29 protein-coding genes and 2 pseudogenes are annotated in these 26975 nt (G+C 66.9%); 15 read left to right on the top strand and 16 right to left on the bottom strand.

Translation table 11 applies throughout. The annotated features are described in order from the left end of the window. Nucleotides 1–47: 47 nt before the first annotated feature. Nucleotides 48–2354 (bottom strand): UvrD-helicase domain-containing protein, encoded by a 2307-nt coding sequence (locus tag AB0M65_RS01740; protein WP_364019814.1) that lies wholly within the window; start codon nt 2352–2354, stop codon nt 48–50. Nucleotides 2355–2384: 30 nt separating this feature from the next. After that, nucleotides 2385–3098 carry a hypothetical protein gene (locus AB0M65_RS01735; protein ID WP_364019811.1) on the bottom strand — a complete coding sequence of 238 codons (714 nt, stop codon included), beginning with the start codon at nt 3096–3098 and terminating at the stop codon, nt 2385–2387. Nucleotides 3099–3297: 199 nt separating this feature from the next. Between AB0M65_RS01735 and AB0M65_RS01730 the strand changes: the two genes are divergently transcribed. After that, on the top strand, nt 3298–4101 hold the full coding sequence (locus AB0M65_RS01730; protein ID WP_364019808.1) for a DUF1684 domain-containing protein: 804 nt from the start codon (nt 3298–3300) through the stop codon (nt 4099–4101). Here the strand turns inward: AB0M65_RS01730 and AB0M65_RS01725 are convergent. The 6 genes and pseudogenes from AB0M65_RS01725 to AB0M65_RS01700 all read right to left on the bottom strand — a co-directional run. Then, entirely contained in the window at nt 4083–5078 is a 996-nt protein-coding gene (locus AB0M65_RS01725) for a BtrH N-terminal domain-containing protein (protein ID WP_364019805.1), read from the bottom strand. The genes AB0M65_RS01730 and AB0M65_RS01725 overlap by 19 nt on opposite strands. After that, nucleotides 5075–5878, bottom strand: a complete 804-nt coding sequence (locus tag AB0M65_RS01720) for a MerR family transcriptional regulator (protein ID WP_364019803.1) — start codon at nt 5876–5878, stop codon at nt 5075–5077. Before AB0M65_RS01720 ends, AB0M65_RS01725 begins: the two co-directional genes overlap by 4 nt. A gap of 50 nt (nt 5879–5928) precedes the next feature. Further along, nucleotides 5929–8820 carry a CBM35 domain-containing protein gene (locus AB0M65_RS01715; protein ID WP_364019800.1) on the bottom strand — a complete coding sequence of 964 codons (2892 nt, stop codon included), beginning with the start codon at nt 8818–8820 and terminating at the stop codon, nt 5929–5931. Nucleotides 8821–8976: 156 nt separating this feature from the next. Next, nucleotides 8977–9663 carry a hypothetical protein gene (locus AB0M65_RS01710; RefSeq protein WP_364019797.1) on the bottom strand — a complete coding sequence of 229 codons (687 nt, stop codon included), beginning with the start codon at nt 9661–9663 and terminating at the stop codon, nt 8977–8979. Between the two features lie 36 nt (nt 9664–9699). Further along, the gene (locus AB0M65_RS01705) at nt 9700–10416 is read right to left on the bottom strand and encodes a hypothetical protein (RefSeq protein ID WP_364019794.1); all 717 of its coding nucleotides are present in this window, start codon (nt 10414–10416) and stop codon (nt 9700–9702) included. Nucleotides 10417–10553: 137 nt separating this feature from the next. After that, nucleotides 10554–10805: pseudogene (locus AB0M65_RS01700) on the bottom strand (hypothetical protein); the annotation flags it as partial. A 166-nt stretch (nt 10806–10971) separates the two neighbouring features. Here AB0M65_RS01700 and AB0M65_RS01695 point away from each other — a divergent pair. The 4 genes from AB0M65_RS01695 (at nt 10972) to AB0M65_RS01680 (ending at nt 12746) form a co-directional block, all read left to right on the top strand. Then, nucleotides 10972–11238 carry a hypothetical protein gene (locus AB0M65_RS01695; RefSeq protein WP_364019791.1) on the top strand — a complete coding sequence of 89 codons (267 nt, stop codon included), beginning with the start codon at nt 10972–10974 and terminating at the stop codon, nt 11236–11238. 26 nt (nt 11239–11264) lie between these two features. Then, on the top strand, nt 11265–11495 hold the full coding sequence (locus AB0M65_RS01690; RefSeq protein ID WP_364019789.1) for a hypothetical protein: 231 nt from the start codon (nt 11265–11267) through the stop codon (nt 11493–11495). 217 nt (nt 11496–11712) lie between these two features. Continuing rightward, entirely contained in the window at nt 11713–12126 is a 414-nt protein-coding gene (locus tag AB0M65_RS01685; protein ID WP_364019786.1) for a hypothetical protein, read from the top strand. Further along, a complete protein-coding gene (locus AB0M65_RS01680; protein ID WP_364019783.1) occupies nt 12126–12746 on the top strand; it encodes a DUF3558 domain-containing protein in 621 nt (206 codons plus the stop codon). The genes AB0M65_RS01685 and AB0M65_RS01680 overlap by 1 nt, the downstream gene beginning before the upstream one ends. Here AB0M65_RS01680 and AB0M65_RS01675 read toward each other — a convergent pair. From AB0M65_RS01675 to AB0M65_RS01665, 3 genes are all read right to left on the bottom strand, one after another. Next, the gene (locus AB0M65_RS01675; RefSeq protein WP_364019780.1) at nt 12712–13098 is read right to left on the bottom strand and encodes a hypothetical protein; all 387 of its coding nucleotides are present in this window, start codon (nt 13096–13098) and stop codon (nt 12712–12714) included. The two genes, AB0M65_RS01680 and AB0M65_RS01675, sit on opposite strands and share 35 nt — an antisense overlap. Nucleotides 13099–13272: 174 nt before the next feature. After that, on the bottom strand, nt 13273–13515 hold the full coding sequence (locus AB0M65_RS01670) for a hypothetical protein (protein WP_364019777.1): 243 nt from the start codon (nt 13513–13515) through the stop codon (nt 13273–13275). A gap of 151 nt (nt 13516–13666) precedes the next feature. Beyond that, nucleotides 13667–13954 carry a hypothetical protein gene (locus tag AB0M65_RS01665; protein WP_364019774.1) on the bottom strand — a complete coding sequence of 96 codons (288 nt, stop codon included), beginning with the start codon at nt 13952–13954 and terminating at the stop codon, nt 13667–13669. 102 nt (nt 13955–14056) lie between these two features. Between AB0M65_RS01665 and AB0M65_RS01660 the strand changes: the two genes are divergently transcribed. Continuing rightward, complete coding sequence (locus AB0M65_RS01660) at nt 14057–14818, top strand: GntR family transcriptional regulator (RefSeq protein ID WP_364020030.1); 762 nt, start codon at nt 14057–14059, stop codon at nt 14816–14818. A gap of 149 nt (nt 14819–14967) precedes the next feature. Here the strand turns inward: AB0M65_RS01660 and AB0M65_RS01655 are convergent. Continuing rightward, a pseudogene (locus tag AB0M65_RS01655) lies at nt 14968–15159 on the bottom strand (MBL fold metallo-hydrolase); the annotation flags it as partial. Between the two features lie 65 nt (nt 15160–15224). Between AB0M65_RS01655 and AB0M65_RS01650 the strand changes: the two are divergent. After that, the gene (locus tag AB0M65_RS01650) at nt 15225–15503 is read left to right on the top strand and encodes a type II toxin-antitoxin system prevent-host-death family antitoxin (RefSeq protein WP_364019772.1); all 279 of its coding nucleotides are present in this window, start codon (nt 15225–15227) and stop codon (nt 15501–15503) included. Further along, nucleotides 15496–15900: a type II toxin-antitoxin system VapC family toxin gene (locus AB0M65_RS01645; protein ID WP_364019769.1), complete on the top strand. Its 405-nt coding sequence runs from the start codon at nt 15496–15498 to the stop codon at nt 15898–15900. Before AB0M65_RS01650 ends, AB0M65_RS01645 begins: the two co-directional genes overlap by 8 nt. 172 nt (nt 15901–16072) lie before the next feature. Here AB0M65_RS01645 and AB0M65_RS01640 read toward each other — a convergent pair whose 3' ends face one another. Next, complete coding sequence (locus AB0M65_RS01640) at nt 16073–16750, bottom strand: MBL fold metallo-hydrolase (RefSeq protein ID WP_364019766.1); 678 nt, start codon at nt 16748–16750, stop codon at nt 16073–16075. A 107-nt stretch (nt 16751–16857) separates the two neighbouring features. On the opposite strand from AB0M65_RS01640, the gene AB0M65_RS01635 reads away from it, so the two are divergent. After that, nucleotides 16858–18090, top strand: coding sequence for an acyltransferase (locus AB0M65_RS01635; RefSeq protein WP_364019763.1), 1233 nt, complete (start codon nt 16858–16860; stop codon nt 18088–18090). Between the two features lie 77 nt (nt 18091–18167). After that, a complete protein-coding gene (uvrA, locus tag AB0M65_RS01630; RefSeq protein ID WP_364019760.1) occupies nt 18168–21023 on the top strand; it encodes an excinuclease ABC subunit UvrA in 2856 nt (951 codons plus the stop codon). Between the two features lie 79 nt (nt 21024–21102). Here uvrA and AB0M65_RS01625 read toward each other — a convergent pair whose 3' ends face one another. Continuing rightward, nucleotides 21103–21738, bottom strand: coding sequence for a fibronectin type III domain-containing protein (locus AB0M65_RS01625; RefSeq protein WP_364019757.1), 636 nt, complete (start codon nt 21736–21738; stop codon nt 21103–21105). Between the two features lie 268 nt (nt 21739–22006). Between AB0M65_RS01625 and AB0M65_RS01620 the strand changes: the two genes are divergently transcribed. From AB0M65_RS01620 to AB0M65_RS01605, 4 genes are read left to right on the top strand one after another with little or no spacing between them, the layout of a single operon-like run. Next, entirely contained in the window at nt 22007–22558 is a 552-nt protein-coding gene (locus AB0M65_RS01620) for a sigma-70 family RNA polymerase sigma factor (RefSeq protein WP_364019754.1), read from the top strand. Further along, nucleotides 22555–23265, top strand: a complete 711-nt coding sequence (locus AB0M65_RS01615; RefSeq protein ID WP_364019750.1) for a zf-HC2 domain-containing protein — start codon at nt 22555–22557, stop codon at nt 23263–23265. Before AB0M65_RS01620 ends, AB0M65_RS01615 begins: the two co-directional genes overlap by 4 nt. Continuing rightward, a complete protein-coding gene (locus AB0M65_RS01610) occupies nt 23262–23735 on the top strand; it encodes an SRPBCC family protein (protein WP_364019747.1) in 474 nt (157 codons plus the stop codon). Before AB0M65_RS01615 ends, AB0M65_RS01610 begins: the two co-directional genes overlap by 4 nt. A gap of 9 nt (nt 23736–23744) precedes the next feature. Further along, nucleotides 23745–24449 carry a carbon-nitrogen hydrolase family protein gene (locus tag AB0M65_RS01605; RefSeq protein WP_364019744.1) on the top strand — a complete coding sequence of 235 codons (705 nt, stop codon included), beginning with the start codon at nt 23745–23747 and terminating at the stop codon, nt 24447–24449. Here AB0M65_RS01605 and AB0M65_RS01600 read toward each other — a convergent pair. Then, on the bottom strand, nt 24428–25837 hold the full coding sequence (locus AB0M65_RS01600) for an MFS transporter (RefSeq protein ID WP_364019741.1): 1410 nt from the start codon (nt 25835–25837) through the stop codon (nt 24428–24430). The two genes, AB0M65_RS01605 and AB0M65_RS01600, sit on opposite strands and share 22 nt — an antisense overlap. 105 nt (nt 25838–25942) lie before the next feature. On the opposite strand from AB0M65_RS01600, the gene AB0M65_RS01595 reads away from it, so the two are divergent. Then, on the top strand, nt 25943–26344 hold the full coding sequence (locus AB0M65_RS01595; protein WP_364019738.1) for a helix-turn-helix domain-containing protein: 402 nt from the start codon (nt 25943–25945) through the stop codon (nt 26342–26344). On the opposite strand, the gene AB0M65_RS01590 is transcribed toward AB0M65_RS01595, so the two are convergent. Further along, the gene (locus tag AB0M65_RS01590) at nt 26334–26915 is read right to left on the bottom strand and encodes a DUF6000 family protein (RefSeq protein WP_364019735.1); all 582 of its coding nucleotides are present in this window, start codon (nt 26913–26915) and stop codon (nt 26334–26336) included. The two genes, AB0M65_RS01595 and AB0M65_RS01590, sit on opposite strands and share 11 nt — an antisense overlap. Nucleotides 26916–26975: the final 60 nt, after the last annotated feature.

Below are 26975 nucleotides of genomic sequence, written 5' to 3'. Positions count from 1 at the left end.
CCGTCCGAAGGCTCAAGTTGTCAAGACAAAAAAATTAGTCGGTGGTTTCAGCGGTGCCCATGGCGGCGCATCCACTGTGGACTGCAACAGTGCTCGCAGGGTTCGAGTTCGCCCGGCGTGACCGAACCCCAGGCGAGACGGGTGACGTCGTGGACGTTCTTGCCCTGCCGGTGCGCCCGGCCTTGCCCTCTCCGGAGCCAGGTGCAGTCCGGATCGTTGTGGTACGAGTTCCCTTCGCCGGTCCGGTAGCCGTGGGGGAGGACGTCCGGCGGCGGCTTCCGGCACAGCGAGCACCACGAGATCGGCATGTCGTGGACGCAAACCTCCTCGACGACCTTTTCGGGTTCCTTGGGTTTGGGCTCGCTTTCGACAGGCGCACTCTTGACGGGTGCGCTGTCGACGGGTGCGCTGTCGTCGAGCACACCCCACCACAGGAAGTCGCGTGCCCGGGTCGCCGCGACCAGGTGCTGCCTGCCACGCAGCTCACGACGTTCCTCTTCGGCCTGGCTGCCGGTCACGCCTTCCAGAGTGTTCTCCAGCACCAGCACGGCCTGGAAGTCCAGTCCCTTTGCCCGGTGCACGGTGCCGATCTTGAGCTTGCCGTCGGCCTCGCCGGTGTAGTTCTCCAGCGCCAGTGTGGGGATATTAGCCGCACGCAGGATTTCGGTGCATCGGCTCAGATCCTTGTGGTGGAAGACGATCAAGGCCGAGTGGTCCCGGCGGACCGGCAAACCCCGCACCGCGCTGACCAGCGCGTCGGGCAGATCGCGCGAGGCGCCGCGCCAGGTGGCGGTGGTGCCACCCGCACTCGCGGACTCGGCCGCGCGTAAGGCAACGCCGTCCGCGCCGTCGAGGTCGTCGACCCGGTTCGTCGCGTCGAAGCGCTGTGCGAAGCCCAGTACCTCGGCGCGGTTGCGATAGTTCACCTTGAGGATCTCGCCGCGGCCCTGGACGGGGATCCCGGCGTCGGACAGCCGCCAGCCGCCGGGGTAGACCTGTTGCTGCCCGTCGCCGACCAGCAGGAGCTTGTTCGGACCGTCACCCGCGAGTTCGCGCAGCAACCGCAGCCCGCACAGCGGGATGTCCTGGACCTCGTCGACGACGACGGCCGCGTACGGCGTTTCGAGCGGTCGTTTCACCAGTTCGGCGCGGCCGAGTTCGATGAGATCGTTGTAGTCGTGCACACCCTTGTCGGCGAGACCACGCTGGTAGTGCTCGTACAGACCCCAGACGTGTTCCTTCTGACTCGCGTTGAGCCGCAGGATCCGGCCCCGGCGCGCTGCCGCGAGGTAGCCGTCGAGAGTGCTGATCCCACGGCCCTTGATCACCCGGTCGAGTTCCGTACGCCAGTAGTCGACGCTGGGTTCGAGGATCTGGAGCTGCTCCCGGTAAGCCATCCACGCGAAGCTGAACGCTGTGTCGATCTTGCGCCTGTCCACGTTCACCGGCACGTTCCGCTCGGCGAGGAACCGGCGGACCCAGGCGTGCAGATTGGTGAACTCGGCGCGGCCCTCCAGTTCCGGGGCAAGCCGATCGAAGGCCGTCTTGATGACCGATGGCAGTGAGTGGACGTACGTGGTGAACAGCAGTGGGCCGGTGCTGAGCCGGGCCAGATGCCGGAGCCGGTGCAGGGCGACGACCGTCTTGCCGGTCCCCGCCGGCCCGCTGATGCGCGCGGGCCCCGCGTAGTCGCGTTTGACGATCGCGTTCTGCCGAGGGTGCAAGAAGGTGAGCCAGGAATCGAACGGCCGCCGCTGAGCCGCGCCGAGCTGGTCCTCGATCAGCTCCGTCGCGTCCAGCAGTCCTGCCGCCTCGGGACCACGGTCCGGCAACTGGACCGTCAGCGGCCGGTAGTCGCGCAGCCGTCGCTCCGCCTGCTCGGCGATGAGGGCGACCAGTCGCTGGTTGAGATGGGCGTCGCGCCGGAAGACGCGGTCCAGGCCGGATTCGGTCAACCTCCAGTACACGCCGTCCTGGCGTGCTCGTCCCGAGCCCGAGCCGATCACGACGAGGTGGATCGCGCTCTCGGCCAGAGCCCGCCCCTGAGGTCCGGGTATCCCGGCGAAGCGCTCCTTCGCGTGGCGCAGGACCTGACGCGTCATCTCGTCGTCCGGATCCCCATCGGTGATCAGCAGGGCGAGGACGCCGGTGCGCCCGATCAGGAACGCGTCCGCGCTCCGGCCGTCGTTCGACGGCAGGGTGGTTTTGACCAGCAGCCGCCAACCCGTGCCGGTCCGGCTGAGCAGGGCGGTGAGGACATTGCGGTGCAGCGAGTCCAAGCCGGTGAAGGTTCTCTCGAGCAGCTTCCTGGCTTGTGCTTCGAGCTGCCTTCTCGAGTGCTCGCTCCTGCTCACAGTGCGTTCCGTTTCTCTGGGTGACAGGGTTCAGGGGGCTGGAAATTCGACGGCGACCTCGACGGCGGTCTCCAGCGTCGATTCGCTCGGCCGTCCACCGGCGGGGGCGGCTTCCGCGATCACGACCACCTTCTTGTCCAGTCGCGAGTCGTAGTTCTCACCCGTGAAGCGGGTGCCGGGCCGTCCTTCGCCAAAGAGCGCGAGATCGACGCAGGGGTGACGCAGAAAAAAATCGCTGGACCTCGCCGAAGAATGCGGTCCGCAGTTGAGTTCGCGTTTCGCAGTCTTTTTCAACTGGCGCCATCCGAGGCGTCGCCACGCTTCCGATTGACGTCCCTTTTGGGCGAACTTCTTGCTGGACGTCTTGCCTTTGAGGGTCTGGCTCGCGGCGGAATCCAGGGAGGCGGCACCTCCGCCCGCACTGATACTCACGCCGTCGGCGGCGAGAGCGCCTCCAGCGACCACCGCGGCCGCACTGACCTTGTATTTGACCCAGCGACCATCCGGGCCACGTGGCTGATTGACCATGTAGCGTTCCGTCCCCTCCCAAGTCCGGAACGGACGATCTTGCACCGAGCCCGCGGGAAAAGCTGAGCACTTTGTCACGAATACGCCCGAATGGCCCAGCCGGACTTCGGATTCGGTCCGGTACCGAACGCTTTCTGGAGTTGCGCATGCCGAGGGGGTTCGGCTGTCGCCGTTCTCGGTGATGGCCGCTGCGACCTGACCTCTGGGTTTGTTCATGAAGGAATTGGGACGTTGAGTGTCCCAATTCCTTCATGAACAGGCAGTAACCCGAGATCCCGAAGAGGGCGCCACCGAGGACTACACGCCCTAGGGCCCGCCCACATGCCGGGACAGGAAATATCGCCGCCGTCAAGCCGTTGACCTCGGAGCACGAGCAGAACGAACAGAATGAACAAGGTCACGGAAGGGATCGGCGATGAGCACAGGCCTGGACACCGAGCGATTCACCCAGAACTGGCAGGACTGGAAGACCCAGCGCGAGCGGGATCTCGCCGATCCGCTCGGCTGGCTCGCCCTCGTGTCGCTCGACTGGCTCGACGACAAGCCGCGTGCGTACGAGGGACTGCCCGGCCTCTGGTGGCAGGACGCCGACGCCGCCTACCTCGACCCGCAGGGCGCCGACGTCTCACACGAGGGCGAACGCCTCACCGGGGTCCGGCGGTTCGAGCTGGTCAAGAGCGGTGCGGGCACCCGGGTTGTGGCCGGGGACCTTGAGATCGAGGTGGCGCGTCGCGGCGGTTACCTGATTCGCACGCACGATCCGAAGGCTCCGGTACTGGACGCCTTCCGTGGTGTCCCGGCGTACGCGCCCGACGCGTCGTGGGTCCTTTCGGGAACGTTCGAGGCCTTCGACGAGCCGCGGCCGACAACGGTCGGCGCGGTCGTCGAAGGCCTCAGCCACGTCTACGTCTCCCCGGGCATCGTCCGCTTCGAACACGACGGCGTGGAGCACACGCTCACCGCGTTCAACGGCAAGGAAAGCGGCCTGAACATCCTGTTCACCGACGCCACGAGCGGGGTCACCACCTACGCGGCGAACCGGTCGCTCGCGGTGCCGGCCCCCGCCGCGGACGGTTCCGTCGTCCTCGACTTCACCCGCGCGACGAACCTGCCGTGCGCGTTCACCGATTTCGCCACCTGCCCGCTTCCGCCGTCGGGCAACCGGCTGCCGTTCGCGGTGGAGGCGGGGGAGAAGCTGCCCTACGAGCGAGAGGACTGAACCGCCGCCAGCGCCGTCATCGCCTCCTGTTCGCGCTGAGCCAGCTCGGACAGGAGCGCGGACGCGTCGGTCAGATACCGGACATCGCCGGTTTCTCCCGCCCGCGTGAACAATCGTGCCACTTCGGTCCACAGTGGAGTGATCTCGCGGTACTTCTCATAGGCGGTGCGGAGAGCGGTGTCGTCGACCAAGGTCGTGCATTCTTCGAGGAAGTCGCGGTAGATCCGGCGGAACAGCGCGCCGCCGGTTCCCGCTCGTTCCATCAGGTCAGCGGCCTGCGGGAGGTCGCGGGCGGGATCGCTGCCGCGGTCGAGCCATTTCCGTACCTGGACGGCCGTTTTGCCGATCCCGCGGTAGCCGAAGTTGGCGATGGGCGGGTTGAGGAATTCCGCCGCGTTGGCCCGGACGGCGGTGCGGACGGCGTCGGGCATCGCTGCGGGAGGAGCGTCCGCGGCGATGGTGAACGACAGGCTCTTGGCCGTCATAGGGCCTTTCTCCGCCCGAGCGCGTCCCAGGCTCTCAAGGGACGTCGAAACCTCGCCACCCTGTTGCGTGGTGTCGACGAGGAACGCTTTTTCGTCGTCATAGCCGTACAAGGCGGCGAAGTGCCCTCCAAAGTGGACTTTGGAGGTGAAGTACTCGAGGTGATAGGAGTCGAGCTGGAGGCCGACCGGGACACCGGCGTCGATCTGCTCGGCGACGTTCCGCCACGCCGTACGTGCCGATATGGTTTCCTTGACCCGCAAGGTCAAACCGAGCCGCTCGGTCAGTTTCCGGGTGATCTCCAGCGGTTTGCTGCGTCCGCCGAGGAACGGGAACGGCAGGTTCTTTCCGTCCCAGTAGATGAAGCCCAGCCCTTCACCGAGCCCGAACAGCATCGGCTCGGACAGCTCGATCCCGGCGTGCCGCAGTAGGACGTCGAGGGTGCTGGTCTCGCAATGCTCGCCGCCCGCGGTCTTGATGTCGTCGAGGATCACTGGGTCACCGGCCAGGCGATTTCGGTGCGGTAGGCGTCGGGCGTGACAGCCGGTCCTGGCGCTACGAGGTACAGCTCCTCGGCCGGTCCGGTCGGGACGCGGTCGCGTTCGGCGATCCAGCGGCCCAGCGACCGGTAGGCGGTTTCGACGTCTTCGTAGCCACCCTCGTGGATGGCCGCCGCGAGCAGGCAGCCGGGGAGTTCCCCTGAGTCGATCTCGCCGTCACGCCGCACCGGTTGCTCGACCGGGACGAACAGTTCGACGGTCAGCTCGTCGGGATCGTCGGTGAGGTAACGGGTCCCGGGCGGCCCGGCGGGCGCGACGCCCTGCGCTTCGAGTGCCGCGAACAGCCGTGCGTAGGCCGGTCCGATCAGTTCGGCCAGCCCGCCCAGCGGAGTCCGGACCGTCAGCCGGGCGATCGGCTGCGCGGCACGCTCGCGCTCGTATACATGCAGCCATCGCGTCGGCTCGGCGAGTACGGAGTCGAGCCTGCCGCTGATCGCCGCGAGTTCCGCGGCCCGGACCGCCACCCGGTCGTGATGCCGTTTGATCGCGGCTTTCACGTCGTCCGGGGTGCCCGCCGCGAGGATCTCGGCGATCTCCGCCAGCGGCACCTCCAGTTCCCTCAGCCGCCGGATCAGCCCCGCACGGGCGAATTGCTCGAGCGAGTACCGGCGGTATCCGGTGTCGGAGTCGATCCGCGCGGGCACGAGCAGCCCGAGCCGGTCGTAGTTCCGCAGCGCGCGGACCGACAGCCGGGTGGCGTGCGCGAACACGCCGATCGGCATCAAGGTCGTCATGCGACCAGCCTGAGCCCTCTCCCGGGGAGAGGGTCAAGCCGGTCTGTCTCTCACCCCAGTGACAGCCGATCGAGATCCGGAGCGGACGCGTGATCGTTGTGGAGCTTGATCGTATTAGCCCCCGCCTTCAGCTCGACCGGCAATGACGTCGTGTACTGGGTGTTGTTGCCGGCGCCGTCGACCTTCACCTCGGCCGGAGCGCCGCCGTTGACCGTGACGAAATAGGAACGCGGGCCGTTGACGGTGAAGTCGAGGTAGAGGGTGTACTGCTTCGCCTCCGCCACGGTGACGTTCTCGAAGAGGACGGACGCGTCCGGGTCGCCGCCGATGTTGCGCACCTTCTGCCCGCCGGAACAGACGCCGCAGCTCGTGACGCCGGCGCTGCCGACGTCGTTCGCCGAGTCTTCCGCCTCCCGCATGAAGACCCGGTCCGCGGGCAGCGGGCTCACCCGCACCGGCTTGCTCACCGATTTTGCCCGGCCGAGCAGGTCGAACGACGCCGTGACCGGGATGTCGGCCGGGGTGACACCTTCGGGGGCGAGCAGTGTCCACGAGGCTTCGAGCTCCTGCCCGACCCGCATCGACGCCGCCGTGGCCGGGGCGCCCTGCAGTGTCCAGCCCGCCGGGAGGACTGGCGCCAGACTGACCTTGCCGACGGTGTCGTCCGCGTCCAGCCGTAGTTTCGCGGTCACCTTCATGGCTTGTCGTTCGGGAGAAAGCCATTGCACTCCACCGGGTTCGACGGTCAGCGTCGTCTTCGGCGTATACGACGACGGCGGCAGGGGAGCGACCGCGATCCGGTCAAGGCCCGGTCCCGTGACGGCGTCGCTGAATATCTTGACGGTGTTGGCACCGGCGTTCAACGGCACGGGGATCGCCGTCGACGCGGTGTTCGCCTCGATCGGGACGTCGAGGGGAGCGCCACCGTTGACACTCACGGCCGCCGAGGTCGCGGCCTTGCCCGTGGTGTCGAGCTGGAGCCGGTAAGTCCCGGCTTCCGCGACCGTCACCCCGCGGTAGGTGACCGCGTTGCGCGGACCGCCGCCGAGCCCGGTGACCTGGAACGAACCGGAGCAGGACGAGCACCAGCCGAGCCGGGCGCGGCCGCTGTGGTCATTGCGGAAGGCTTCGGCCTCCAGCGGAACCTGAGCTCCCAGTAGCGAATTCGGGTAGCCGTAGGCCACCTTGATCTCGTCGATCGCCAGCTGTTTGTAGAACGGTTTCGCCTGCGGCCCGGACCAGGTGTTCAGCACCTCGAGTTTGACGAATCGGGTCTGCCGCTCGCCGAGTTCGATGAACTGCACCCCCCGGGCGCTCGGCAGCGCGCCGGTCCGGACCGGTTTGCCCCAGTTCCGGCCGTCATCGCTGACGTAGACACGGTAGTCCTGGATGCGGGCCGAGTCCTCGGGGCGGCCGAACGATTCACGGGCGTGCGTCGGCGACATCTCACGCTGGTTCACCGCCAGGTAGGTCGCCGGCTGTCGCCTGCCGAGGTCCAAAGTGAGCGAGACCGGTTGCTTGCCATCGGCGTCCCAGTAGTTCTCGAAGTTCCCGTCGACGAGGTTCGACGCCGGATGTCCCGCGCGTGACGACGAAGCCGTGGCCTTGATCGTCCGCGAGTCGTGGAAGTACTGCTGCCCGGCCGTTTCCACCTTGAACACCGTGTCATAGGTGTCCCAGTTCTTGATGTCCAAAATGGTCAGATATCCGGCGGATTGGCTGAAACGCAACGGTTTGCCGGTGCGCAGATCGGACACCCCGGTCACCTTGTAGCCGTTGTCGCGCAGGCGGAGCAGATCAGTGCGAGGCTTGGTGACCACGTGAAGGTACTGTGTCTTGGCGCCGGGCTCGACGGTGATGACGCCATGCGCGCCGTCGTTCCAGAAACCAGGCTGCATTCCGCCGTACATGTAGCCACCGCCCTCCTTACCTTGGAGGGACGTTTTGATCGGCGGCACCCAGCTCGCCATGAAGTTGTTGTACGCCTCCTGCTGCGGCGGGAACTTCCCGTTCACCATCGGGGTTTCCGCCATCAGCGACTTCATCGACGATCCGGCGTTGGTGATGTAGCGCCCGGTGGACAGCCGGAAGTCGACGGCCTGATCGGTTCCGTCGTACCACCAGCCGCCGTTGGTCGGCAGCTTGTAGTCGGCCTCGGTGAGCCGTGGCATCGGGGTGAACGCGGCCTGCGGGTAGTCGTAGGCAGGCGTGATGCCGGTCTTCTGCTCGTTGCTGACGGTGTCCATGATCGGCGTGTCTTCGTTGTTGTTGCTCAGCAACCAGGACGGCCGCTTCTCACGGATTTGTTCGTAGAGCTTGTTCTTTTCCCAGTACTCGTTGTCGTTGTCGATCCAGAACCCGGCGAGGTCCGAGTAGCGGTCCATCACCTCGTGGAACAGGTCGTAGCTGTACTTGCCGAAGCCGGGGCGCGTGGTCAGGTCGACCTGCTCGCCCTTGTAGGCGGAGTAGGCGGCGGAATCCAGCGATTCGACACCGGTTTCCTTGTGCCACTGGGGATCGTCGGTCATGTAGAGGATCGTCCGGACACCCTTGGCGTTGCCCGCCTTGACGAGTTCGCCGAGCAGGTCGCGTTTCGTGGCGCAGCTGCCCGGGATCTTCGACGGCCACGGCCGCGCGTAACCCAGCCTGCTGTGGAAGGTGGCGAGCACGATGTAGGAGGCGCCGAGTTTGCGTGCCTCGTCGACCCAGTAGTCGGCGCTCCAGCCGCCCTCGGTGACGGCGCGTTCCCAGGCCGCGCAATCGGTCTGACGCGGTGCGGTGAACATGCCCCAGTGCAGGAAGAGGCCCGCGGTGGCCTCGCGCAGCCACTGCTGGCGAGGATGGTGTACCTCCGCGCTCGCCGTCGTCGTGGTGAGCAGGCCCGCCAGCAGGGCGAGAACGACGGCGATCCAGGCAGTGCGACGCTGAACTCTCATGACCATCCGCTCTCATCCAGGGCGTGGTTGCCGAGAGATCCGATGATTGCGTGTGATATCCGAAGGGTCAAGCCCCGATGAGCGGGACACGGCGTTAGTCATCGGAGGTATGGCCGCGAGAAGGCCCTCTCGCTGCCAGGCGAGAGGGCCTGTCGATCGCACTCAGATGTTGAAACCCGGATGGGTCGCGAAGGCGTTGTCAATCACGAGGTTTCCGCGCTGCCGGGCCCGTTCGCGCAGCGCCGTCGTCGTGCGGGCGCCCTGTGCGAAGAACCACCACAGGTACAGCGCGCCGTACATCCACGCGCCCTCGTAGCTCCAGGTCGAGTCGGCCCCGCTCCCGCCGGCGCCGAATACCGAACCCGCCGGGAAATTCGCGTTGTGCGGTTTGCCGCCCTGGTGACGGGACTCGTGGATCAGCGTCTCGGCGCGGCCGGGAACGTCCTTCGAGTACCAGAAACCCAGGTACACCTCGATCCGGTCGTCGACGAACGGGCCGCTGAACGACCGGGCGATGGCGCTGCCGTCGCCGCAGAGCGACCGCAGGTCGTCACAGTTGTCCCGGACGTAGCGGCGCGCCCAGTTCAGCATCGCACCCGAATAGTCGTCGTTCGCCCAGTCCTGCGCCGAATAGGTCAGCAGGTAACACGCGTTGAACGTGCGGGCCAGCGGCTTGTCGGTGTTGCACGCATCTTCCCAGCCGAAGCCGTCGTCCCAGTAGTCCTTGTTGCCCGAGAAGCCGTATGTGTTCCAGAAATAGTCGATGTAGGTCTGGTTGCAGATCGAGGCGCCGTAGAAATTGTCCCCGGTCACGTTCTTGTCGGGCACGGTGTAAGTGCAATTGGCCATCGGAGATCACCTGTCTGTAGAGAGAATTCGTTCGGTTCAGGAGGGCGGCGGAGGCGCGTCGTCGGCCTGCGCGTCCTTCACGTAGCGCCCGCCGACGGCCTGCGGGACACCGCGGACGTCGACCCGCCGGATGTTCAGCAGGCGCTCGTCTTCGGTGCCGCTGAGCTCCTCGCGTACCCGGGCGGTGAGGTCGGTGTCGCCGGTCTCGGCGATGGCCTGGACGGCCGCCCGCCGCACGGTGAACACCTCGTGCCGGACCTGCCGCAGCAGCAGTTCCTTCGCCGCGTTGTCGCCGGCGGATGCCAGGCGCGCCAACGCTTCGACGGCGGTGGTGCGGATGATCACCTCTTCGCCGACGGTGCTGATCCCGTGTGCCGGGTCGTCCGAACGCTCCGGCGGGATCGGCTGACGCAGCACGTTTTCGAGCACCGAAACGGCCGCGGGGTGCCGCAGATCGGTGAGCAGCTGGACCAGGCCCCAGCGCTCCAGGTACTGCTCCTCGGACAGGGCGTCGTACTGCGCGCCGAGTGCCGGGACGACTTCGTCCGCGCGATCACGCAGCCTGTCGAGGCTCCGCTGATAATTGCGTTCGGCGTCCTCTCCGGAAGCGGCCATGGTTTCGGCGGCCTGGGTGACCAATTCGCCGATTTCACTGTTCGAGAAGCTTCCGAGACCCGAACTGCTCGGGCCTGCTTCGAGGTTGTCACCACCCGGGCCCAAGGAAGGGGTGTCGGGATTGCGTGGGGTCGGCATGAGGTTCTCCTTCGCAGCGGCGATGATGCTGACGGAAGGAAGGAACACGACGCCGGACGGCAGATACCTGATTTCCCGAAAGATGCCTCTTCGGGCGTGCGAGAATTTTCAACGCAAGGATCCGAAAAGGCTTTTGATCACCGAAAGCCGCTCGGTGGTCGAAAAACCTTCACGGATTCTCGCTCGTGATCAACGGTGACGGGTGTCCTGGACCGGACGCCGAGACCGATGGACAGAACGCCTTCGTAGTCGCCGGTGACCGCGACCGCCATGACGTTGCGCAGGTTGCGGGTCCGGAACTTCTGCGGCCCGGGATAGGTCGGATTCCCGGCGCTGTTGTGCGCGGCGGCCGAAGTCGCGGTGGCGGCGATGAAGTACTCGCCGGTCAGTACGTGATCTGGAACGGCCGCATCTGGACGCCTGGGCATCGGGTGGAAGCCCTACACCGGCGACAACCCGCACACCAAGCACCTGCACCTTTCGGTGAAGGCGGGCGCGACCGGCGACGACGACCAGGCGTGGCACCTCGGAGGAACCCCGGACCAGGAGGACGAATTGACTCCCGACGAAAAGCTCATGCTCAAACGAATCTATGGCCAGCTGACGGGCACCGAGGACGTCAAGGCCGGGTTCCCCGGCTTCCCGTCCAAGAAGTACCCGCACATCAGACTCACACCGGTCGACTTCCTCCGCGCGTCGAACAAGGACGCCATCGACTTCAAGCAGGAACACGACAGTCGGTTCAGTGCGATCGAGAAGGTGCAGGCCGAACTGGCGGCGAAGCTCGACCGTGTGCTGGCCGCGCTCGCCGCGAAGGCGTGACACCGCGCGATGAAAGGAGCCCGCCCATGAGCGAGCAGGAGTATCACCCCAGCGCCCAGTTCAATCCCGCCCACCCGGACAACGCGGCGTGGGCGAACGGTCCGAAGCCGCCCGACATGCCTGCCGAGGCTGGCATCGTCGAGCAGTTCAAAGGCGACGAGGTCGCCATGGCGAACGTCCCGGCCGAGGCGGCCATCGTCGCCGCATACGGCGAGCCCGAAGGCGGCGAGAAGCCGAAGATGTCTCGGAAGCGCTGACTCACAGCACAAGGCCCCACCCTCCCGTATGGCGGAGGGTAGGGTCTTTTCTGCGTTTCGGGTGAGCGCGCGAACAGCGACTTCGCTGAGTAGCCCCCTGGTCGCGGAACGATGCCCTATGCTCGGCCGTCGAGGGACGATCGAGATGAACATTAGGGGAGGGGTTCCGCGATGGCGGTCGTTTCGAGGTGGTGTCTTTCGGGCAGAAGGGTAACCCATGCCTGAGGGAGCGCCTGCCTACCAGCCAGGTTTCGACCCGGGCGCGGTCTGCAAGGCCCCGCCCGCCGGTGGGTCATACGGCGAGCCTCTTCCGGAGGGTGCGGGGTTCAAGTACGACGAGGCCACCCTGCACGAACTCGTCAAGGAGTGGCGGGATCTCGCCCAGGAATACCGGAATGACATCGTGGACGCGGGGCACATCGCCAAGGCACAGCCGCCGGGCGCCGAGTACGCGAGCGGGGATAACGCCCAACTCGTCCGATCTTCTGGCGAGGCGCTCATCACGGCTCTGCGGGAACGCGTCGCCTACTGCGAGACGATGGCGGATAAGTACGTGGTCGCGCTCGGCAGGTACGCCACCGCCGAGGAGCGGGCCACCGAGGACATCAACCAGCAGTCGAAGGGCATCTAGTGAGGCGACGCACGATCCTGGTCCTCGGCGCGGCAGCGCTGTTCCTGACGGCCTGCTCCACTCCGAACGATGGAAACCCGACACCGTCGGTGGGCGGGACCAGCCCGGCGCCGTCGAGTTGGGCCGGCCAGGTGCCCGGGCCTGATGTACCCAAGGTGAGCGTGCCGATCGATCTCACCCGGTTCCGGCAGGTACCGTGCGACGCTCTCACCAGCACGCAGGCCCAAGACCTCATCGGGCCGAAAGTCGAGGCCACGCCGCGGAATGAGTCGGCAGGACCTGCGTGTGTGTGGGTCACCCCGTCCACGACGCGTCCTTCGATCAACGTGGTCATCGGCAACGGGCCGGACGGCGGGACGGCTGCCGTCTACGCCGCCAAGGGCGGCGCCTACAAGATCGTCGAACCGCTTGAACCGATCGAGGGCTACCCCGTGACCGCGTACGAGGTGCTTGCCAAGCGCGCCGAGGGCGGATGCGCGGTCGCGCTCGGCACGAGCGACGACCAGACCGTTACCGTCACGGCGGAGCAGTCCGAGGGCAACATCGGCAAGAAGGACCCGTGCGACGCCGCGCGTCAAGCGGCGGTCAGCGTATTGGCCACCCTTCGGGCGGCGAAGTAGCGGAGGCCGAAGACGAGGCCGTCGGCCTAACAAGCCGACGGCCTTTCCGCCGGGGCGTGACTCCCGCCGCGATCAGCTTCCGCCGCATCACGCTGTACGTGAAGCCGAAGCTTGTGGCGACCTCGGGGATGGTCATCCCGTGTTCGTAGGCGATCACCATGCTCCGCAACGCCGGTACGACTGGTGACAGGCCGTTCTTGCGTAGCGTCGTGCCTGCCGCCAGCAGCAGCACCCGCGCCCGGTGATAGGTGAGGCCATGGCGAGCCTTGAGATTGGCGATCGTCGCCCCGTCCTCGTATTCCCGCCGGAGTGTCTCGCCCAGATCGTGCACCGCGATGTCGTTGTTCAGCATTGCCATCCTGTCGTTGGTGCGGGACGCGAGGCCCCGGCGGGTTGCTGCCTCGCCGGGACCTCGCTCCCCATGCGGGCCCGCTCGCCAGGGGCCCTCACCGTGCCTTCTGTCGGGACGCGGTGGTCTGGAACCCGGTCGGCGCACGAGCGAGGGGCAGGCACGTCGACCGGGGGATCAGGTGTGCCGTCCGCCCGGCGGCGAAGCGATGTTGTGGCTTCGCCGATAGGCCGTGTCGCATTCCCAACACGTCTTGAGCGCCCCGGGGCGCAGTGCGGCGGGCTTGTACTCGATGTCGTCGGTCTCGCCGCACAGGGTCGTCAGAGTCCCGCCGGTGAAGCTGATCATGGCGACCCGGTGCCAGGCATCGTCGAGGACCGGTTGAAGCCGGGCCTGATCGAGGTACAGGACGACGCTCATGGCCAGTACCCGCAGACAGGCACACGGACTTCGGTTCCGTCGTCATAGGTCTCGACCCTGACCCATGACGGTTCGTTGCCACACGGGCATTTCTCGTCCGGCAACGGCCGAGCGTTGCGAGTCATGACAACGGCCGGAGGGTTTTCGGTCTTCACGACGGCCGTCCCTGCCGCATCTCGTGACGCTCATGGACGCACGGCGGGCAGAGCTGGTGCTTGGAGTGCCGCGCGACCGGGTGTCTGTCGACCTTCCGCCGCAAGTGCTGAGCGGGCAAGAGGTTCCCCCGTTGGCACCACGGAGTCAGGTGGACGAAGCCGGGATCGGCAAGCTCGCGCTTGAGGTAGTCGTGAACCAAACCGTCGTCGGTGTAGTAGCGCTGTGCGTAGTCGGCTTCGGTGACCCGACTCAAGCCCGCCGCTTCGGTGACGCTCGTCCCCATGGCTACATCCTCACCGTTACTCGTCATGACGTCTTGACCATTTAAAGGTGACATGTGCCGGGCAACTGGTCAAGACGAGCTGGCGAGTGGAGAATGCTTGCCATGATGGATCGCACGAGTGGAGTGCCAGCGTTCCGGCAAGTCGCGACCGATCTTCGGAAGAAGATCCACGCCGGTGAGTACCCACCTGGCGCCAAGCTTCCGAGTGAACGCGAACTGATCGATACCTACGGCGTTTCTCGGCCGACCGTCCGCGAAGCGGTCAACCTGCTTCGCTCCGAAGGCGTGGTCAACGTCGAACACGGACGCGGCGTGTTCGTCCGGCCGCCGTCGAATATCCAGCGTCTAGCGCGGTCGCGGTTGTCGCGTGCAGCACGCGAACGGAACGAAGGCGCCTTCCTGGCGGAGGCCGCGGCGAAGGGCTTTGCCGCTTCGAGCAACATCAAGGTCCGTTTCGAGCGCGCCGATGAGCGAGCGGCCGAGTTCCTCCGGGTGGACGTCGGAACCGAACTGACCGTGAGAGATCGGGTGATGCGGGCCGATGGGCTGGTTGCTCAGCTCGCGGTGTCGCGCCTTCCTCGCGAACTGACGCGCGGCACCCTGATCGAGAAGGTCAACACCGGCGAAGGTGGCGCTTACGCACGGCTCGAAGAGGCCGGTCACATGATCGGCGCCTTCGCCGAACACGTTGGCGCCCGAATGCCAAAGCCTGACGAAGTGACGCTTCTACAGCTTCCGGGCGGCGTGCCGGTCATGACGATCACCCGCGTCGCCTACAGCACGAACGACAGGCCTCTGGAGATGAACGACATCGTCCTTCCGGCGAACCTGTACGAGCTGACGTACGAGTGGCCTGCCGAGTGATCAGCCCGTGAAGAAGCCCCCGGCCGATGGCGGCGAGAATGGGTAGTAGAACGGTCATGTCGGCCTCTCGATGAGGCCCGTCCGGTTTCAGTGCAAACGAAACGGGGCTGCCTATGTTTTAGGCAGCCCCGTTTGGGAACGTCGTCAGCTCACCAGCCGCGTTCGCGCCACTCCGCCACGTGCGGACGCTGCTCACCCAACGTCGAGTCGTCCCCATGACCGGGGTAGAACCACGTCTCATCCGCCAGCTCATCGAAAAGGCGCGAGGACACGTCGTCGACCAGTGACTTGAAGTCCTCCGGCGAGTTCGTCTTGCCTACGCCGCCTGGGGACAGCGTATCGCGTCAACGGTCCACAGGGCAGCTCAGGTGTAGCCCTGTGAGCTACACCTGGCTACACTCATCTCATGAAGGTGATCACTCAGCGCGAGTTTCGTAACAACTCCGCTGCCGTCATGGATGCTGTCGAGGCTGGCGAGGTTTACCACGTCACTCGCAACGGTGTCGAAGTGGCTGAGCTGCGTCCGATATCTCGTAGGCGGCGTCTGACCGCTGAGGAGCTGGTCCAGAGGCATCGAGGGTTGCCGAAGGTCGAAGCGGCCCAGATGCGGCAAGAAGCTGACGAGGTCTTCGGTACCGAAGACCGTGTTGGTTCTGACGACGTGTGGGAGCAGAGTCTTGGCTGAGCGTCACGAAGCTGGTGTGCTCGACACCTGTACTTACATCGACCTTGGTCTGCTTGACCCTGCGGCGCTGCCGAAGATCCCGGAACTCACCGCTGTCACCATGGCTGAGTTACATCAGGGAGTCGCGATGGCGAAGGGGGCTGCCGTCCGAGCGGCGCGTACCGAGAAGCTCGGTGCCGCCATCGTCGATTTCGCCCCGTTGCCGTTCGATGGCGATGCGGCCGCCCGTTATGGAACGCTGGTCGCGCTGGTTCTTGCGGCGAACCGGGACCCAAAGCCCCGGCGGATGGATTTGATGATCGCCGCCATCGCGTCGTCGCGAGCGCTACCGCTGTATACCCGGAACGAAGACGACTTCAAAGGCCTGGGCAGCATGGTCGAGGTCGTCGGTGTCTGAGCAGGTGCGTTCCCGCTAGGGCTGCCCCAGACGTAGGTGCCATCGTTCGAAGACGCCACGCCGCAAGGACTGCGGCGACAGCTTCCAGTCTGACCGTGCCGCTCGCGAGTACGAGCCCCGATTGAGACACGATCGAGCGCAACCGGAGCGTACTCCGCGTAACCCCGTTGCCTCACCAGCCGCGTTCGCGCCACTCCGCCACGTGCGGACGCTGCTCACCCAGCGTCGAGTCATCCCCGTGCCCCGGGTAGAACCACGTCTCATCCGGCAGCTCATCGAAGATCCGCGAGGACACGTCATCGACCAGTGACTTGAAGTCCTCCGGCGAGTTCGTCTTGCCGACGCCGCCGGGGAACAGTGAGTCGCCGGTGAACAGGTGCGGGTGCCCGGCCGGGTCGCGGTAGAGGAGTGCGATCGAGCCGGGGGTGTGGCCGCGCAGGTGGATCACCTCGAGGGTGGTCTGGCCGACCTTGACCGTGTCGCCGTGTTCGACGAGGAAGTCCGGGGGGATCGGCAGCGGCTCGGCGTCCAGGGGGTGGGCGGCGGTGTTCGAGCCGTTCGCGCCGGCGACGGCGCCGAGGGCCTGCCAGTGATCCTGGTGCTGGTGGGTGGTCACGACGGTTTTCAGCGCGGGCCGGTCGGGGCCGTGGCCGATGAGGTCGGAGATCCGGTCCGGGTCGTTCGCGGCGTCGATCAGCAGTGCCTCGTTGTCGGCGCGGCAGACGAGAAGGTACGCGTTGTTGTCCATCGGACCGACCGACAGCTTCGTGATGGTGAGTGCGTCCAGGGTGCGACGGGCGGCGTCACCGCCGGGCTCGACATGTCCGGTGTACGTCTCGACGATGTTCACAGCGCACACGGTAGTCGTTCCCCTGCAATCGGTTCCACCCGCACAGGCGCCGCACAGCCATGACACGTAGGCTCGCGTCGCCTTGCCAGCCGAGCCACAGGACACCCGTGCCCGACCCTTCGACAGTGACACGCACTCCACGCAAGATCAGCTGGGACGTCCTTCGCGTGGTCGCCGTGTTCGCGGTCACCCTCGGGCATGTCACTCATCAGGGTGCTCTGTTGCATCCTGAACTGACGGGGTACCCCGTTCGGGTCACCGCGCAGTTCGGTGCGGCCATACTTTTGGTGATTTCCGCCTTCTTCGTGTGCGCGAGCCTTCGAAAGGGTGAACCTGGGCGGTGGCTGCGGAGCCGGATCGCCCGGCTGGTGCCCGCGTATCTGGCCGCGGTGATCGTCACCTACGTCGTCGCCCGGTACGCGACGATCCGGTTCAGCGGCCTGCCGTTCCCGCCCGGCGTCACCGGGTTCCTGTTCGGCGTCCCGCAAGGGCCGCCCACCGACCCGTCGCCGTGGTACGTCCCCGGCTGGGCCGATCTGCTCGCCAACCTGGGCATGGTCCAGGAGTGGGGCTGGCGTTACGAGCTCTTCTACTACCTCGACGGCGCCTACTGGACGCTGCCGGTCCAGCTGATGGCCTTCACCGCGGCGGCCCTGTTGTGGCCACGCCGCCGACGCACCCATCGGCTCACCGTGGGGCTGCTGTGGACGCTGATCCTGGTCCCGCTCTTCCTCCGGTTCGTCGTGTTCGACCCGGTTTCCAGCCCCCGGTTCGTGGAGACCCTCTTTTACGGTCTCGGCCTGCACCGGGTACACCTTTTCGCGGTCGGGATCGCGATCTGGCTGTGGTCGAGACGACGGCTGGCGCACTGGCATCTGGCGCTCTTCGTGCTCGCCGCCTTTTCCGCGCAGGACCTGCAGGTCTTCCCGTTCCATCAGGCACTCCCGAACGATCCCGAACGCTGGCCGTCGGCCATCGGGTTCGCGATCATGCTCCTGCTGGTGTGCCTGGCCGCGCGCGGGCCGGACTGGCGGGTCCCCGGAATGGCCCGGATCGCCCCGGCTGTCACCTGGCTCGCGGGCATCTCGTATGGTCTTTATCTGGTGCACCAGGAATTGGGTTACATCCTGGCCCGCACCCTGCTGAACGTCGGGGTCCCCGGCTGGCTACGCCTCCCGCTCGTGCTGGCCGCCGCCGTGCTGGGGGGCTGGGCGATCACCGCGGGAGTGGAACGGCCGATCCACCGATGGCTGACCGCCCGCCGCCGCGACCGCCCCGTAGAGCCCGGAAAACCGCAGGTCAAGGACTCGGAATCAGTTTCTGTCGGTGGTGCCTCGTAGCATGGTGGCGGCCGCCCGTGCAGCTCTTTACCGGGACGGCGACCGCAGCTGAGAATGAAACCTGAAGGGACCCTGGCGTGGCTGATCGCCTCGTTGTTCGCGGCGCCCGCGAGCACAACCTCCGCGGTGTGGATCTCGACCTGCCCCGCGACAGCCTGATCGTGTTCACCGGTCTGTCCGGGTCCGGAAAGTCGAGCCTCGCCTTCGACACCATCTTCGCCGAAGGGCAGCGTCGCTACGTCGAGTCGCTGTCGGCGTACGCGCGCCAGTTCCTCGGCCAGATGGACAAGCCGGACGTCGACTTCATCGAGGGTCTTTCGCCCGCGGTGTCGATCGACCAGAAATCCACCTCGCGCAACCCGCGTTCGACCGTCGGCACCATCACCGAGGTCTACGACTACCTGCGCCTGCTCTACGCCCGCGCCGGCAAGGCGCACTGCCCGCAGTGCGGCGAGGCGATCAGCAAGCAGACCCCGCAGCAGATCGTCGACCAGGTGCTCGCCATGGACGAGGGCACCCGCTTCCAGGTGCTCGCGCCGGTCGTGCGCGGACGCAAGGGGGAGTACCTCGACCTCTTCGAGAACCTGCAGCAGCAGGGCTACGCGCGGGTCGTGGTGGACGGGACGATTTACCCGCTCACCGACCCGCCGAAGCTGAAGAAGCAGGAGAAGCACCAGATCGCCGTCATCATCGACAGGCTCTCGGTGAAGGCGAGTTCGCAGCAGCGGCTCACCGACTCGGTCGAGACGGCGCTTCGCCTCGCAGACGGCCTGATCGAGCTGGAATTCGTCGACCTGCCGGAGAACGATCCGCACCGCATCCGCGGCTTCTCCGAGAACCTCGCCTGCCCCAACGGCCATCCGCTGGCGATCGAGGACCTCGAGCCGCGGTCGTTCTCGTTCAACGCGCCCTACGGCGCCTGCCCCGAATGCTCCGGCATCGGCGTCCGCAAGGAGGTCGACCCGGAACTCGTGGTGCCGGACGACGAGATGTCGCTCGGCGAGGGCGCCATCGCGCCGTGGGCGGGCGGCCAGAGCGCGGACTACTTCATCCGCCTGCTCGAATCGCTTTCGGAGACCGTCGGCTTCCGGATGGACACCCCGTGGCGCAAGCTGCCGGCGAAGATCCAGAAGGCCGTCCTGCACGGCGTCGACGATCAGGTCCACGTCCGTTACAAGAACCGCTACGGCCGCCAGCGTTCCTATTACGCGAGCTTCGAGGGTGTCATCCCGTTCCTCGAGCGGCGCCAGGAGCAGACCGAGTCCGAGTACATGCGCGAGCGGTACGAGGGCTACATGCGCGAGGTCCCGTGCCCGGCCTGCCAGGGCACGCGGCTCAAGCCGGAGATCCTCGCGGTCACCCTCGAACACAAGACAAAGGGCGACCGTTCGATCGCCGAGGTCTGCGCCCTCTCGATCGCGGAAGCGTCGCAGTTCCTCGAAGAGCTGGAACTCGGCAAACGTGAGACGGTGATCGCCGGCGCGGTGCTCAAGGAGATCCAGGCGCGGCTGCGGTTCCTGCTCGACGTCGGGCTCAACTACCTCTCGCTCGACCGTGCCTCCGGGACGCTGTCCGGTGGCGAGGCGCAGCGGATCCGGCTGGCGACCCAGATCGGCTCCGGCCTGGTCGGCGTGCTGTACGTGCTGGACGAGCCGTCGATCGGGCTGCACCAGCGGGACAACCACCGGCTGATCGAGACGCTGGTCCGGCTGCGCGACCTGGGCAACACACTGATCGTGGTCGAGCACGACGAGGACACCATCCGCTCCAGCGACTGGGTCGTCGACATCGGCCCCGGCGCGGGCGAGCACGGCGGCCACATCGTCCACAGTGGACCGTACAAGAAAATTCTGAAGAACAAGGAATCGATCACCGGTGCCTACCTTTCGGGCCGCAGCAAGATCGAGATCCCGGCGATCCGGCGACCGGTCGACAAGAAGCGGCAGCTGACCGTCGTCGGCGCGCGTGAGCACAACCTGCGCGGTCTCGACGTGTCGTTCCCGCTCGGCTGCCTCGTTTCGGTCACCGGCGTCTCCGGTTCCGGCAAGTCCACGCTGGTCAACGACATCCTCGCGACGGTGCTGGCGAACAAGCTCAACGGCGCGCGTCAGGTCCCCGGGCGGCACACCCGGATCAACGGCCTCGCCGCCGTGGACAAGCTGGTCCGCGTCGACCAGTCGCCGATCGGCCGCACCCCGCGGTCCAACCCGGCGACCTATACCGGCGTATGGGACCACGTCCGCAAGCTGTTCGCCGCGACCACCGAGGCGAAGGTCCGCGGCTACCAGCAGGGCCGGTTCTCCTTCAACGTCAAGGGCGGCCGGTGCGAGGCGTGCGCCGGTGACGGCACGATCAAGATCGAGATGAACTTCCTGCCGGACGTCTACGTCCCGTGCGAGGTGTGCAAGGGCGACCGGTACAACCGGGAGACCCTCGAGGTGCACTACAAGGGCAAGACCGTCTCCGACGTGCTGAACATGCCGATCGAAGAAGCGGCCGAGTTCTTCGAGCCGATCAAGGCGATCCACCGGCACCTGGCCACCCTTGTCGACGTCGGCCTCGGCTACGTCCGGCTCGGCCAGCCCGCGCCGACGCTGTCCGGTGGCGAGGCGCAGCGCGTCAAGCTCGCCAGCGAGCTGCAGAAGCGGTCCACCGGCAAGACGGTCTACATCCTCGACGAGCCGACCACCGGTCTGCACTTCGAGGACATCAGCAAGCTGATCGGGGTGATCAACGGGCTGGTGGACAAGGGCAACACGGTGATCGTCATCGAGCACAACCTCGATGTCATCAAAACCTCGGACTGGGTCATCGACATGGGCCCCGAAGGTGGTTCCGGTGGTGGCACCGTGATCGCCGAGGGGACGCCGGAGTACGTCGCTTCGGTGGAGGAGAGCTACACGGGTGAGTTCCTGAAGACCGTTCTGGACTGAACCAGGTAAATGCCATGAACGGCCCGTTACTGGCGAATTTTGCCAGTAACGGGCCGTTCATGGCATCGGGAGGGGGAGCTCAGCCCTTCCCCGTCGTCCGGTCCAGCACCGGCGAAGCGGGTCCGTAGTAGAAGGCACGCAGCCGGTACGAAGAGCCCTCCTCACCCGGCATCGTCGCGAGCCCGGCTGTCGTGGTTCCCGGCTCCGACATCTCGATCGGCACGAAGTCCGGAGAGCCGGGTTTCTTGATCTCCACGAGGAAACCGTCCTCGTCGGTCGACCGGTCGTCCCAGGTGAACCGCACCATCTCTTCGGGTGCGGGCTCCGCCCGGAACGCCGCCGGAGCCGCTCCCTGTCCGCCCGAACGCAGCGGCACCGCAGGCCCGGCAGCGGTGGCCGTCGTGGGGCCGGAAACGGTGACAGCCTCCGAAACGGGGCCGTAGAACGGCCGGATCCGGTAGTAGAACCGCGTTTCCGGGATCAGGTCCGGATGCCGGTAGCTCGTCCGCCGTGGCGGAACGAACTGCAGGATCGTGTACTCGCCGTTCGGATCGGTGGTGTATTCGACAATCCGGCCCGCGACGTCCGGGTCGTCGTCGGGCCAGCTCAGGTCGACGCTCACCGGATTTGAGAGCGTCGCGGTGAAACCGGGCTCCTCGGCGCAACCGGCCGCGAAAAGAACCGCGAGCAAAACGGCAGCCAGTTTCCTTGGCACGCCTCAGCCTCCCGGGAATCAGGCGGCGGCGGGATCCGGAGGCGTCAGCATACGAGCGCGCCCGGTGATCGACAAGAGCCCGGAAAACCCGGTTGAACCGTCCCGCGAGCACGGCCGTGTGGGAGGCAAGAGGAGGCGGCCATGGAAAACCGAGGAGAGGCCGGTGCCGATGCACAGTTCGATCGCGGCGCGCGCCGAACGATCCACCTCGCCCCCGCGGGTTGCAGTACTGTCCTCGCCGACCCAGAAGACCGTCGGAAGGACACGAGTGGCGATCGGAGGCCGGCGGCCGAAGAAGGCCAAGGGCGAGGACCTGGTCCGGCACTTGTACGCCGAACACGGGAGAAGCCTGCTGGCGTACGCGACGCGGCTGACCGGGGATCGCGCGGCGGCGGAAGACGTCGTGCAGGAGACCTTGGTCCGGGCCTGGAAGCATGCCGAAGACCTGGAGAACGACGGGAAGGGATCGGTGCGGGGCTGGCTGCTCACGGTCGCCCGCAACATCATCACCGACCGCGCGCGGGCCAGGGCGGCAAGGCCACCGGAAGTGGCGGAACCCGAAGAAGGCGTGCCTGCCCCGGCGGTCCAGCGGGATCACGCGCAGAGCGTCGTGGACTCGATGGCCGTGCTCGGGGCGATGGACGGCCTGTCCGCGGAACACCGTGAGGTACTGGTGGAGATCTACTACCGGGGCCGGACGGTGGCCGAAGCGGCGAGATCCCTTGGCGTGGCCCCGGGTACCGTTAAGTCGAGATCTTATTACGCGTTACGCGCGCTCAGAGCCGTGATGTCGGGAACCGGAAGGGAGGTGGCGCGATGAGTGCGGTGGGACACGACCAGGGCCAGATCGCCGCCTACGTCCTCGGTGGTCTCGACCCGGCGGAGGCGGCCGCGTTCGAGACGCATCTGGCGAACTGCTCCGCGTGCCGTCGCGAGGTGCGGGAGCTGGGTGAGCTGCGATTCCACCTCGACGAGGTGCCGCCGGAGGCGTTCCTCGACGGGCCGCCGGACGGAGGCGATCTGCTCCTGCAGCGCACGCTGCGGCAGGTCCGCGAAGAAGAAGGCGCCGAGGAACGCAAACCGCGGCGGTTCCTCGCCGTGGCCGGTGCGGCCGTGCTGGTCGTCGTGGCGCTGGGCGCGGGTGTGCTGGTCGGTAGACAGACCGCGCCAGAGCCGTCGACGGTGGCATTGCCGGTGCCGACGGCGACGGCCCCGGTGCCGGGAACCCGCGATCTCGCGGCCACCGATCAGGACACGGGTACGCGGCTGGCGGTCCGGGTCGTTCCGGCGGTGGGCTGGGTGCGGTTGCACGCCAAGGCCGAAGGTGTCCGCGAAGGCGAGAAGTGCCAGCTGGTCGTGGTGACCAAGAACGGTGAGCGGATCAACGCCGGCAGCTGGCTGGTTTCGGCGAAGGGCGAAAAGGAAGGCACCGGGATCGACGGTTCCGCACTGGTCGCTCCCGACGACGTGGCCTCGGTCGACGTCGTGACCATGGACGGCCGCAACCTGGTGTCGGCGCGGGTATGACGAGTGCGCACACGGGCCGCGGAGGCGGTAGGTACCGCTTCCGCGACACGTGGATGCTGCCCGCCTCGCCCAAGGCGGTCTTCGACGCCGTCGTCGACCTCGCCGCGTATCCGCTGTGGTGGCGTGACGTCCGTTCGGTGAGCCAGGTCGACGAAGACACCGCCGAACTCGTCTGCCGATCCCGGTTGCCGTACGAGCTGACCCTGCGGATGCATCGCGACCAGCAGGACGAGGGTGCGGGCCGGGTGCGGGTCCTGCTCAGCGGCGATCTCGAAGGGACACTGGACGGCGAGCTGAGCCCGGACGGGGACGGGACCCGCTTGGAGATCACCCAGGAGGTCGAGGCGCGGAAACCGTTGCTGCGCAAGCTCGATCGCATCGCCAGGCCGGTGTTCCGGATCAACCACGCACTCATGATGCGACGGGGACAACACGGATTACGGGGGTATCTGGGAGCGCTGGCGGGCTAGGCTCCGGTCATGCGTGTCGCCACCGTGCAGCCGTTCACCGTCCCGGCGGATCTTTCCGCGAACATCGCCGAACACGCCCGGCTGCTCCGGGTCGCGGAGGCCGATCTCTGCGTCTTCCCCGAACTTTCCCTCACCGGCTTGGAGTTCGACGCGCTCGCCGCCGATCCGGGGCTCTGGCTGACCCCGGACGACCCGCGCCTCGAACCGCTCCGGGAGGCTTGCCGGGCCGCCGGCGTCCATGCCGTCATCGGGCTTCCGCTCCTGGCGGACGGACGGCGGCACATCGGCTCGCTCGTCCTCGGCCCGAGCGGCGAAACCGTTGCCACCTATGCGAAACGCAATCTCCACAATAGCGAAGAGGAGCTCTTCGAACCGGGTACGCGGCAGGTGATCGTCGAGGTCGCGGGCAGGCGGCTCGGACTCGCGATCTGCCTCGACGCCGCCAATCCGGACCATCCGCAGGAACTCGCCGAAGCCGGTGCCGAGGTCTACGTGCTCAGTGCGCTCTTCAGCGAGGGCGAGGAAGACCGGCTGCTCGACCAGGTCGGCGTCGCGACCGGACACGGGATGTGGGTGGTGCTTTCCCAATACACCGGCAAGACCGGCGGGATGGTCGCGTTCGGCGGCAGCGGGGTGTGGAACCCCGGAGGCGACGCCGAGGTACGCCTCGGCGTGGAGGTCTCCGAGTGGGCCTACGCGACGATCACCTCCTGAGGCTTCCGCTCGCGCAGTACCACCGCGGAGACGAAGACGGCGAGCGCGAGCAGGCCCGCGCTCAGGGCGTACGCCGTCCGGTAGCCGCTGGTCAGCGCCTCGGGTACGGCTGTGCCCTCGGCCATCAGGGAACTGGTGCGGGACGCGGCCGCCGTCGCGAGGACAGCGGTCCCGATGGCGGCACCGATCTGCTGGGTGGTGTTGATCAGCCCGGAGGCGACCCCGGCGTCGGCGGGAGCGGCCCCGGACATCGCCTGGCCCATCAGCGCCGGCATCGCCGCGCCGAACCCGACGCCCATCAGGACGAGCGCGGGGAGGACGTCCACCACGTAGTTTCCGTCCGCTTCGACCGTGGCGAGGAAGCCGAGCGCCACCGCGACCAGGGAGAGCCCGGTGACGAGCACCGCCCGCGCCCCGAAGCGGTGATTCAGTTTCTCGGCGAAGACCAGCGACATCACCGCGATCGAGACCGGGGCGGGGAGGAACGCGAAGCCGGTGCTCAGCGCGTCGAGCTGAAGTACCCGCTGCAGGTAGAGCGCGGTGATGAACTGGAAGCCGAACAATCCGGCGACCATCAGCACCATCACCGTATTCGCCCCGGACACCGCCCGCGAGCGGAAGATCCGCAGCGGCAGCAACGGGTTTCGCGCTCTGGCCTGCCGGAGCACGAAACCGGCGAGCAGCAGCAGGGACACGGCAAGCAGCGCGAGCGTGCGGGTGTCGGCCCACGTGTATTCCTCGGCCTTGACGATCGTGTAGACCAGCAGCATCAGCCCACCGGTGACCAGTCCGGCGCCGATGATGTCGGTGCCGCCACGCGGTCCGGCTCCGCGATCGTCCGCCAGCAGCCGGACGGCCAGCACCAGCGCCACCACGCCGATCGGCAGGTTGATGAAGAACGTCCAGTGCCAATCGAGAAGCTGGGTGAGCGTCCCGCCCGCGATGAGCCCGATCGAAGCTCCTGCGGCCTGGGTGAAGCTGTAGACGCCGATGGCCTTCGCCCGCGCCCGCGGTTCCGGGTAGAGCGTGGTGATCATGCCGAGTACGACGGCCGACGCGAGGGCGCCGCCCGCGCCCTGCAGGAAGCGGAACACGATGAGCTGGGTCTGGTCCTGCGCGATCCCGCACAGCAGTGACGCGAGGGTGAACACACTGAGCCCGGCAAGGAAGACCCGTTTTCGGCCGATCAGGTCGCCGAGTCTGCCGGACAACAGCAGCAGCCCGGCGAAGGCGATCAGGTAGGCGTTGACCACCCAGGCCAGGGTGGACGGTGTGAAGCCGAGGTCGTTCTGGATCGCGGGCAGCGCGACGGCGACGATCGAGCCGTCGAGGACGACCATCAGCGAGACAGCGCAGAGTACGGCCAGAGCGAGGGCACGTTGAGGCATGGATCGGCCAATCTGTGACTATTTCCCCAGGTGATGCCTTGGTGCATCCCTTGTAACAGCGCCCATCTTGTGTGACTCTGTTCCCTGCCGGAAGGAGGCACTTTGATGTCCCAGGGGAACACTGATGTGACCGTGCAGGCCAACGTGGTCGACCCGGAAAAACTCGAAGCGTGCACCGTGCTCGAGGTGATCAACCGGATCAGCGGCAAATGGGCGATCGGCATCCTGCTGGAGGCCACGCGCGGCCCGGTGCGGTTCACCGAACTGGAGCGTTCGGTGGAGGGCATCAGCCGCCGGATGCTGACGCTGACGCTGCGGAACCTCGAACGTGACGGCCTGCTCGTCCGCACTGTGTATCCGACGGTGCCGCCGAAGGTGGAGTACGAGGCCACCGCGATGGCGAAGGAGTTGTACGCGTCACTGAGCGGCCTGCTGAGCTGGGCGGAACGTCACCGTGACTCGATCGCCACTTCCCGGGTCGTTTACGACGACAGGGTCAGCGCCTGACGTCTGCCGCGTGCACGGCCCGCTGGACATGCGAGCAGAGCTTGTCAAACCACATCTTCTGGAACGGCAGATCTGTGCTGTTCTCGGCGGACCAGCTCTCCCACAGGCCGCCCGGCCGCAGATAACGCGACGTGTACGCGGTCCTGAGGTCGGCGTCGATGTGGTGCAGGGCCGCGAGTGCCCACGCCTGGTCATAGCGCAGGGTCGGCCGGGCGAGGTAATGGTCCAGATAGGACACGAGGATTTCGGCGTCGGCGAGGGTGCCGAACCGGGCCAGCGCGAAACAGTAGCCCTGCCCGGCGAAGACCAGCTTGCTTTCCAGGAACAGTTCGCGGATCCGCTCGCGCCACTCGGTCCGGCGGTCGGCTCCGATCAGCCAGGCGGCGGTGATTCGAGGACGCCAGTCCGCCTCGAAGAGGGCTTCCAGTTCGTCGCCGGTGATCCGCCGGGCGTCCTCGACCAGGTCGCGCAGGAAGACCTCGCCCTCGGGAGAGTCCGCCATCGCGGCGAAGTTGCCGTGCAGAAGCTGCGAATACCGCGCGGGCACGTAGCGGTCGATGGCGTCCGGCATGGCAGTCAGTTTGCCGGATACGAAGAACCGCGGTGCGAGGACGGGGGACCCTCGCACCGC

This window comes from Amycolatopsis sp. NPDC051071, assembly GCF_040682875.1.
GTDB lineage: Bacteria > Actinomycetota > Actinomycetes > Mycobacteriales > Pseudonocardiaceae > Amycolatopsis.
This window is presented reverse-complemented; position numbering and strand designations above follow the sequence as displayed.

Coding starts and splice junctions, on each gene's coding strand:
- AB0M65_RS01595 (WP_364019738.1), top strand. CDS start 25,943: ATGTCCCAGGGGAACACTGATGTGACCGTGCAGGCCAACGTGGTCGAC.
- AB0M65_RS01720 (WP_364019803.1), bottom strand. CDS start 5,878: ATGACGACCTTGATGCCGATCGGCGTGTTCGCGCACGCCACCCGGCTG.
- AB0M65_RS01670 (WP_364019777.1), bottom strand. CDS start 13,515: ATGAGCGTCGTCCTGTACCTCGATCAGGCCCGGCTTCAACCGGTCCTC.
- AB0M65_RS01675 (WP_364019780.1), bottom strand. CDS start 13,098: ATGCTGAACAACGACATCGCGGTGCACGATCTGGGCGAGACACTCCGG.
- AB0M65_RS01710 (WP_364019797.1), bottom strand. CDS start 9,663: ATGGCCAATTGCACTTACACCGTGCCCGACAAGAACGTGACCGGGGAC.
- AB0M65_RS01600 (WP_364019741.1), bottom strand. CDS start 25,837: ATGCCTCAACGTGCCCTCGCTCTGGCCGTACTCTGCGCTGTCTCGCTG.
- AB0M65_RS01590 (WP_364019735.1), bottom strand. CDS start 26,915: ATGCCGGACGCCATCGACCGCTACGTGCCCGCGCGGTATTCGCAGCTT.
- AB0M65_RS01715 (WP_364019800.1), bottom strand. CDS start 8,820: ATGGTCATGAGAGTTCAGCGTCGCACTGCCTGGATCGCCGTCGTTCTC.
- AB0M65_RS01610 (WP_364019747.1), top strand. CDS start 23,262: ATGACGAGTGCGCACACGGGCCGCGGAGGCGGTAGGTACCGCTTCCGC.
- AB0M65_RS01735 (WP_364019811.1), bottom strand. CDS start 3,098: ATGAACAAACCCAGAGGTCAGGTCGCAGCGGCCATCACCGAGAACGGC.
- AB0M65_RS01705 (WP_364019794.1), bottom strand. CDS start 10,416: ATGCCGACCCCACGCAATCCCGACACCCCTTCCTTGGGCCCGGGTGGT.
- AB0M65_RS01665 (WP_364019774.1), bottom strand. CDS start 13,954: ATGGGGACGAGCGTCACCGAAGCGGCGGGCTTGAGTCGGGTCACCGAA.
- AB0M65_RS01650 (WP_364019772.1), top strand. CDS start 15,225: ATGAAGGTGATCACTCAGCGCGAGTTTCGTAACAACTCCGCTGCCGTC.
- AB0M65_RS01690 (WP_364019789.1), top strand. CDS start 11,265: ATGAGCGAGCAGGAGTATCACCCCAGCGCCCAGTTCAATCCCGCCCAC.
- AB0M65_RS01615 (WP_364019750.1), top strand. CDS start 22,555: ATGAGTGCGGTGGGACACGACCAGGGCCAGATCGCCGCCTACGTCCTC.
- AB0M65_RS01685 (WP_364019786.1), top strand. CDS start 11,713: ATGCCTGAGGGAGCGCCTGCCTACCAGCCAGGTTTCGACCCGGGCGCG.
- AB0M65_RS01660 (WP_364020030.1), top strand. CDS start 14,057: ATGATGGATCGCACGAGTGGAGTGCCAGCGTTCCGGCAAGTCGCGACC.
- AB0M65_RS01605 (WP_364019744.1), top strand. CDS start 23,745: ATGCGTGTCGCCACCGTGCAGCCGTTCACCGTCCCGGCGGATCTTTCC.
- AB0M65_RS01730 (WP_364019808.1), top strand. CDS start 3,298: ATGAGCACAGGCCTGGACACCGAGCGATTCACCCAGAACTGGCAGGAC.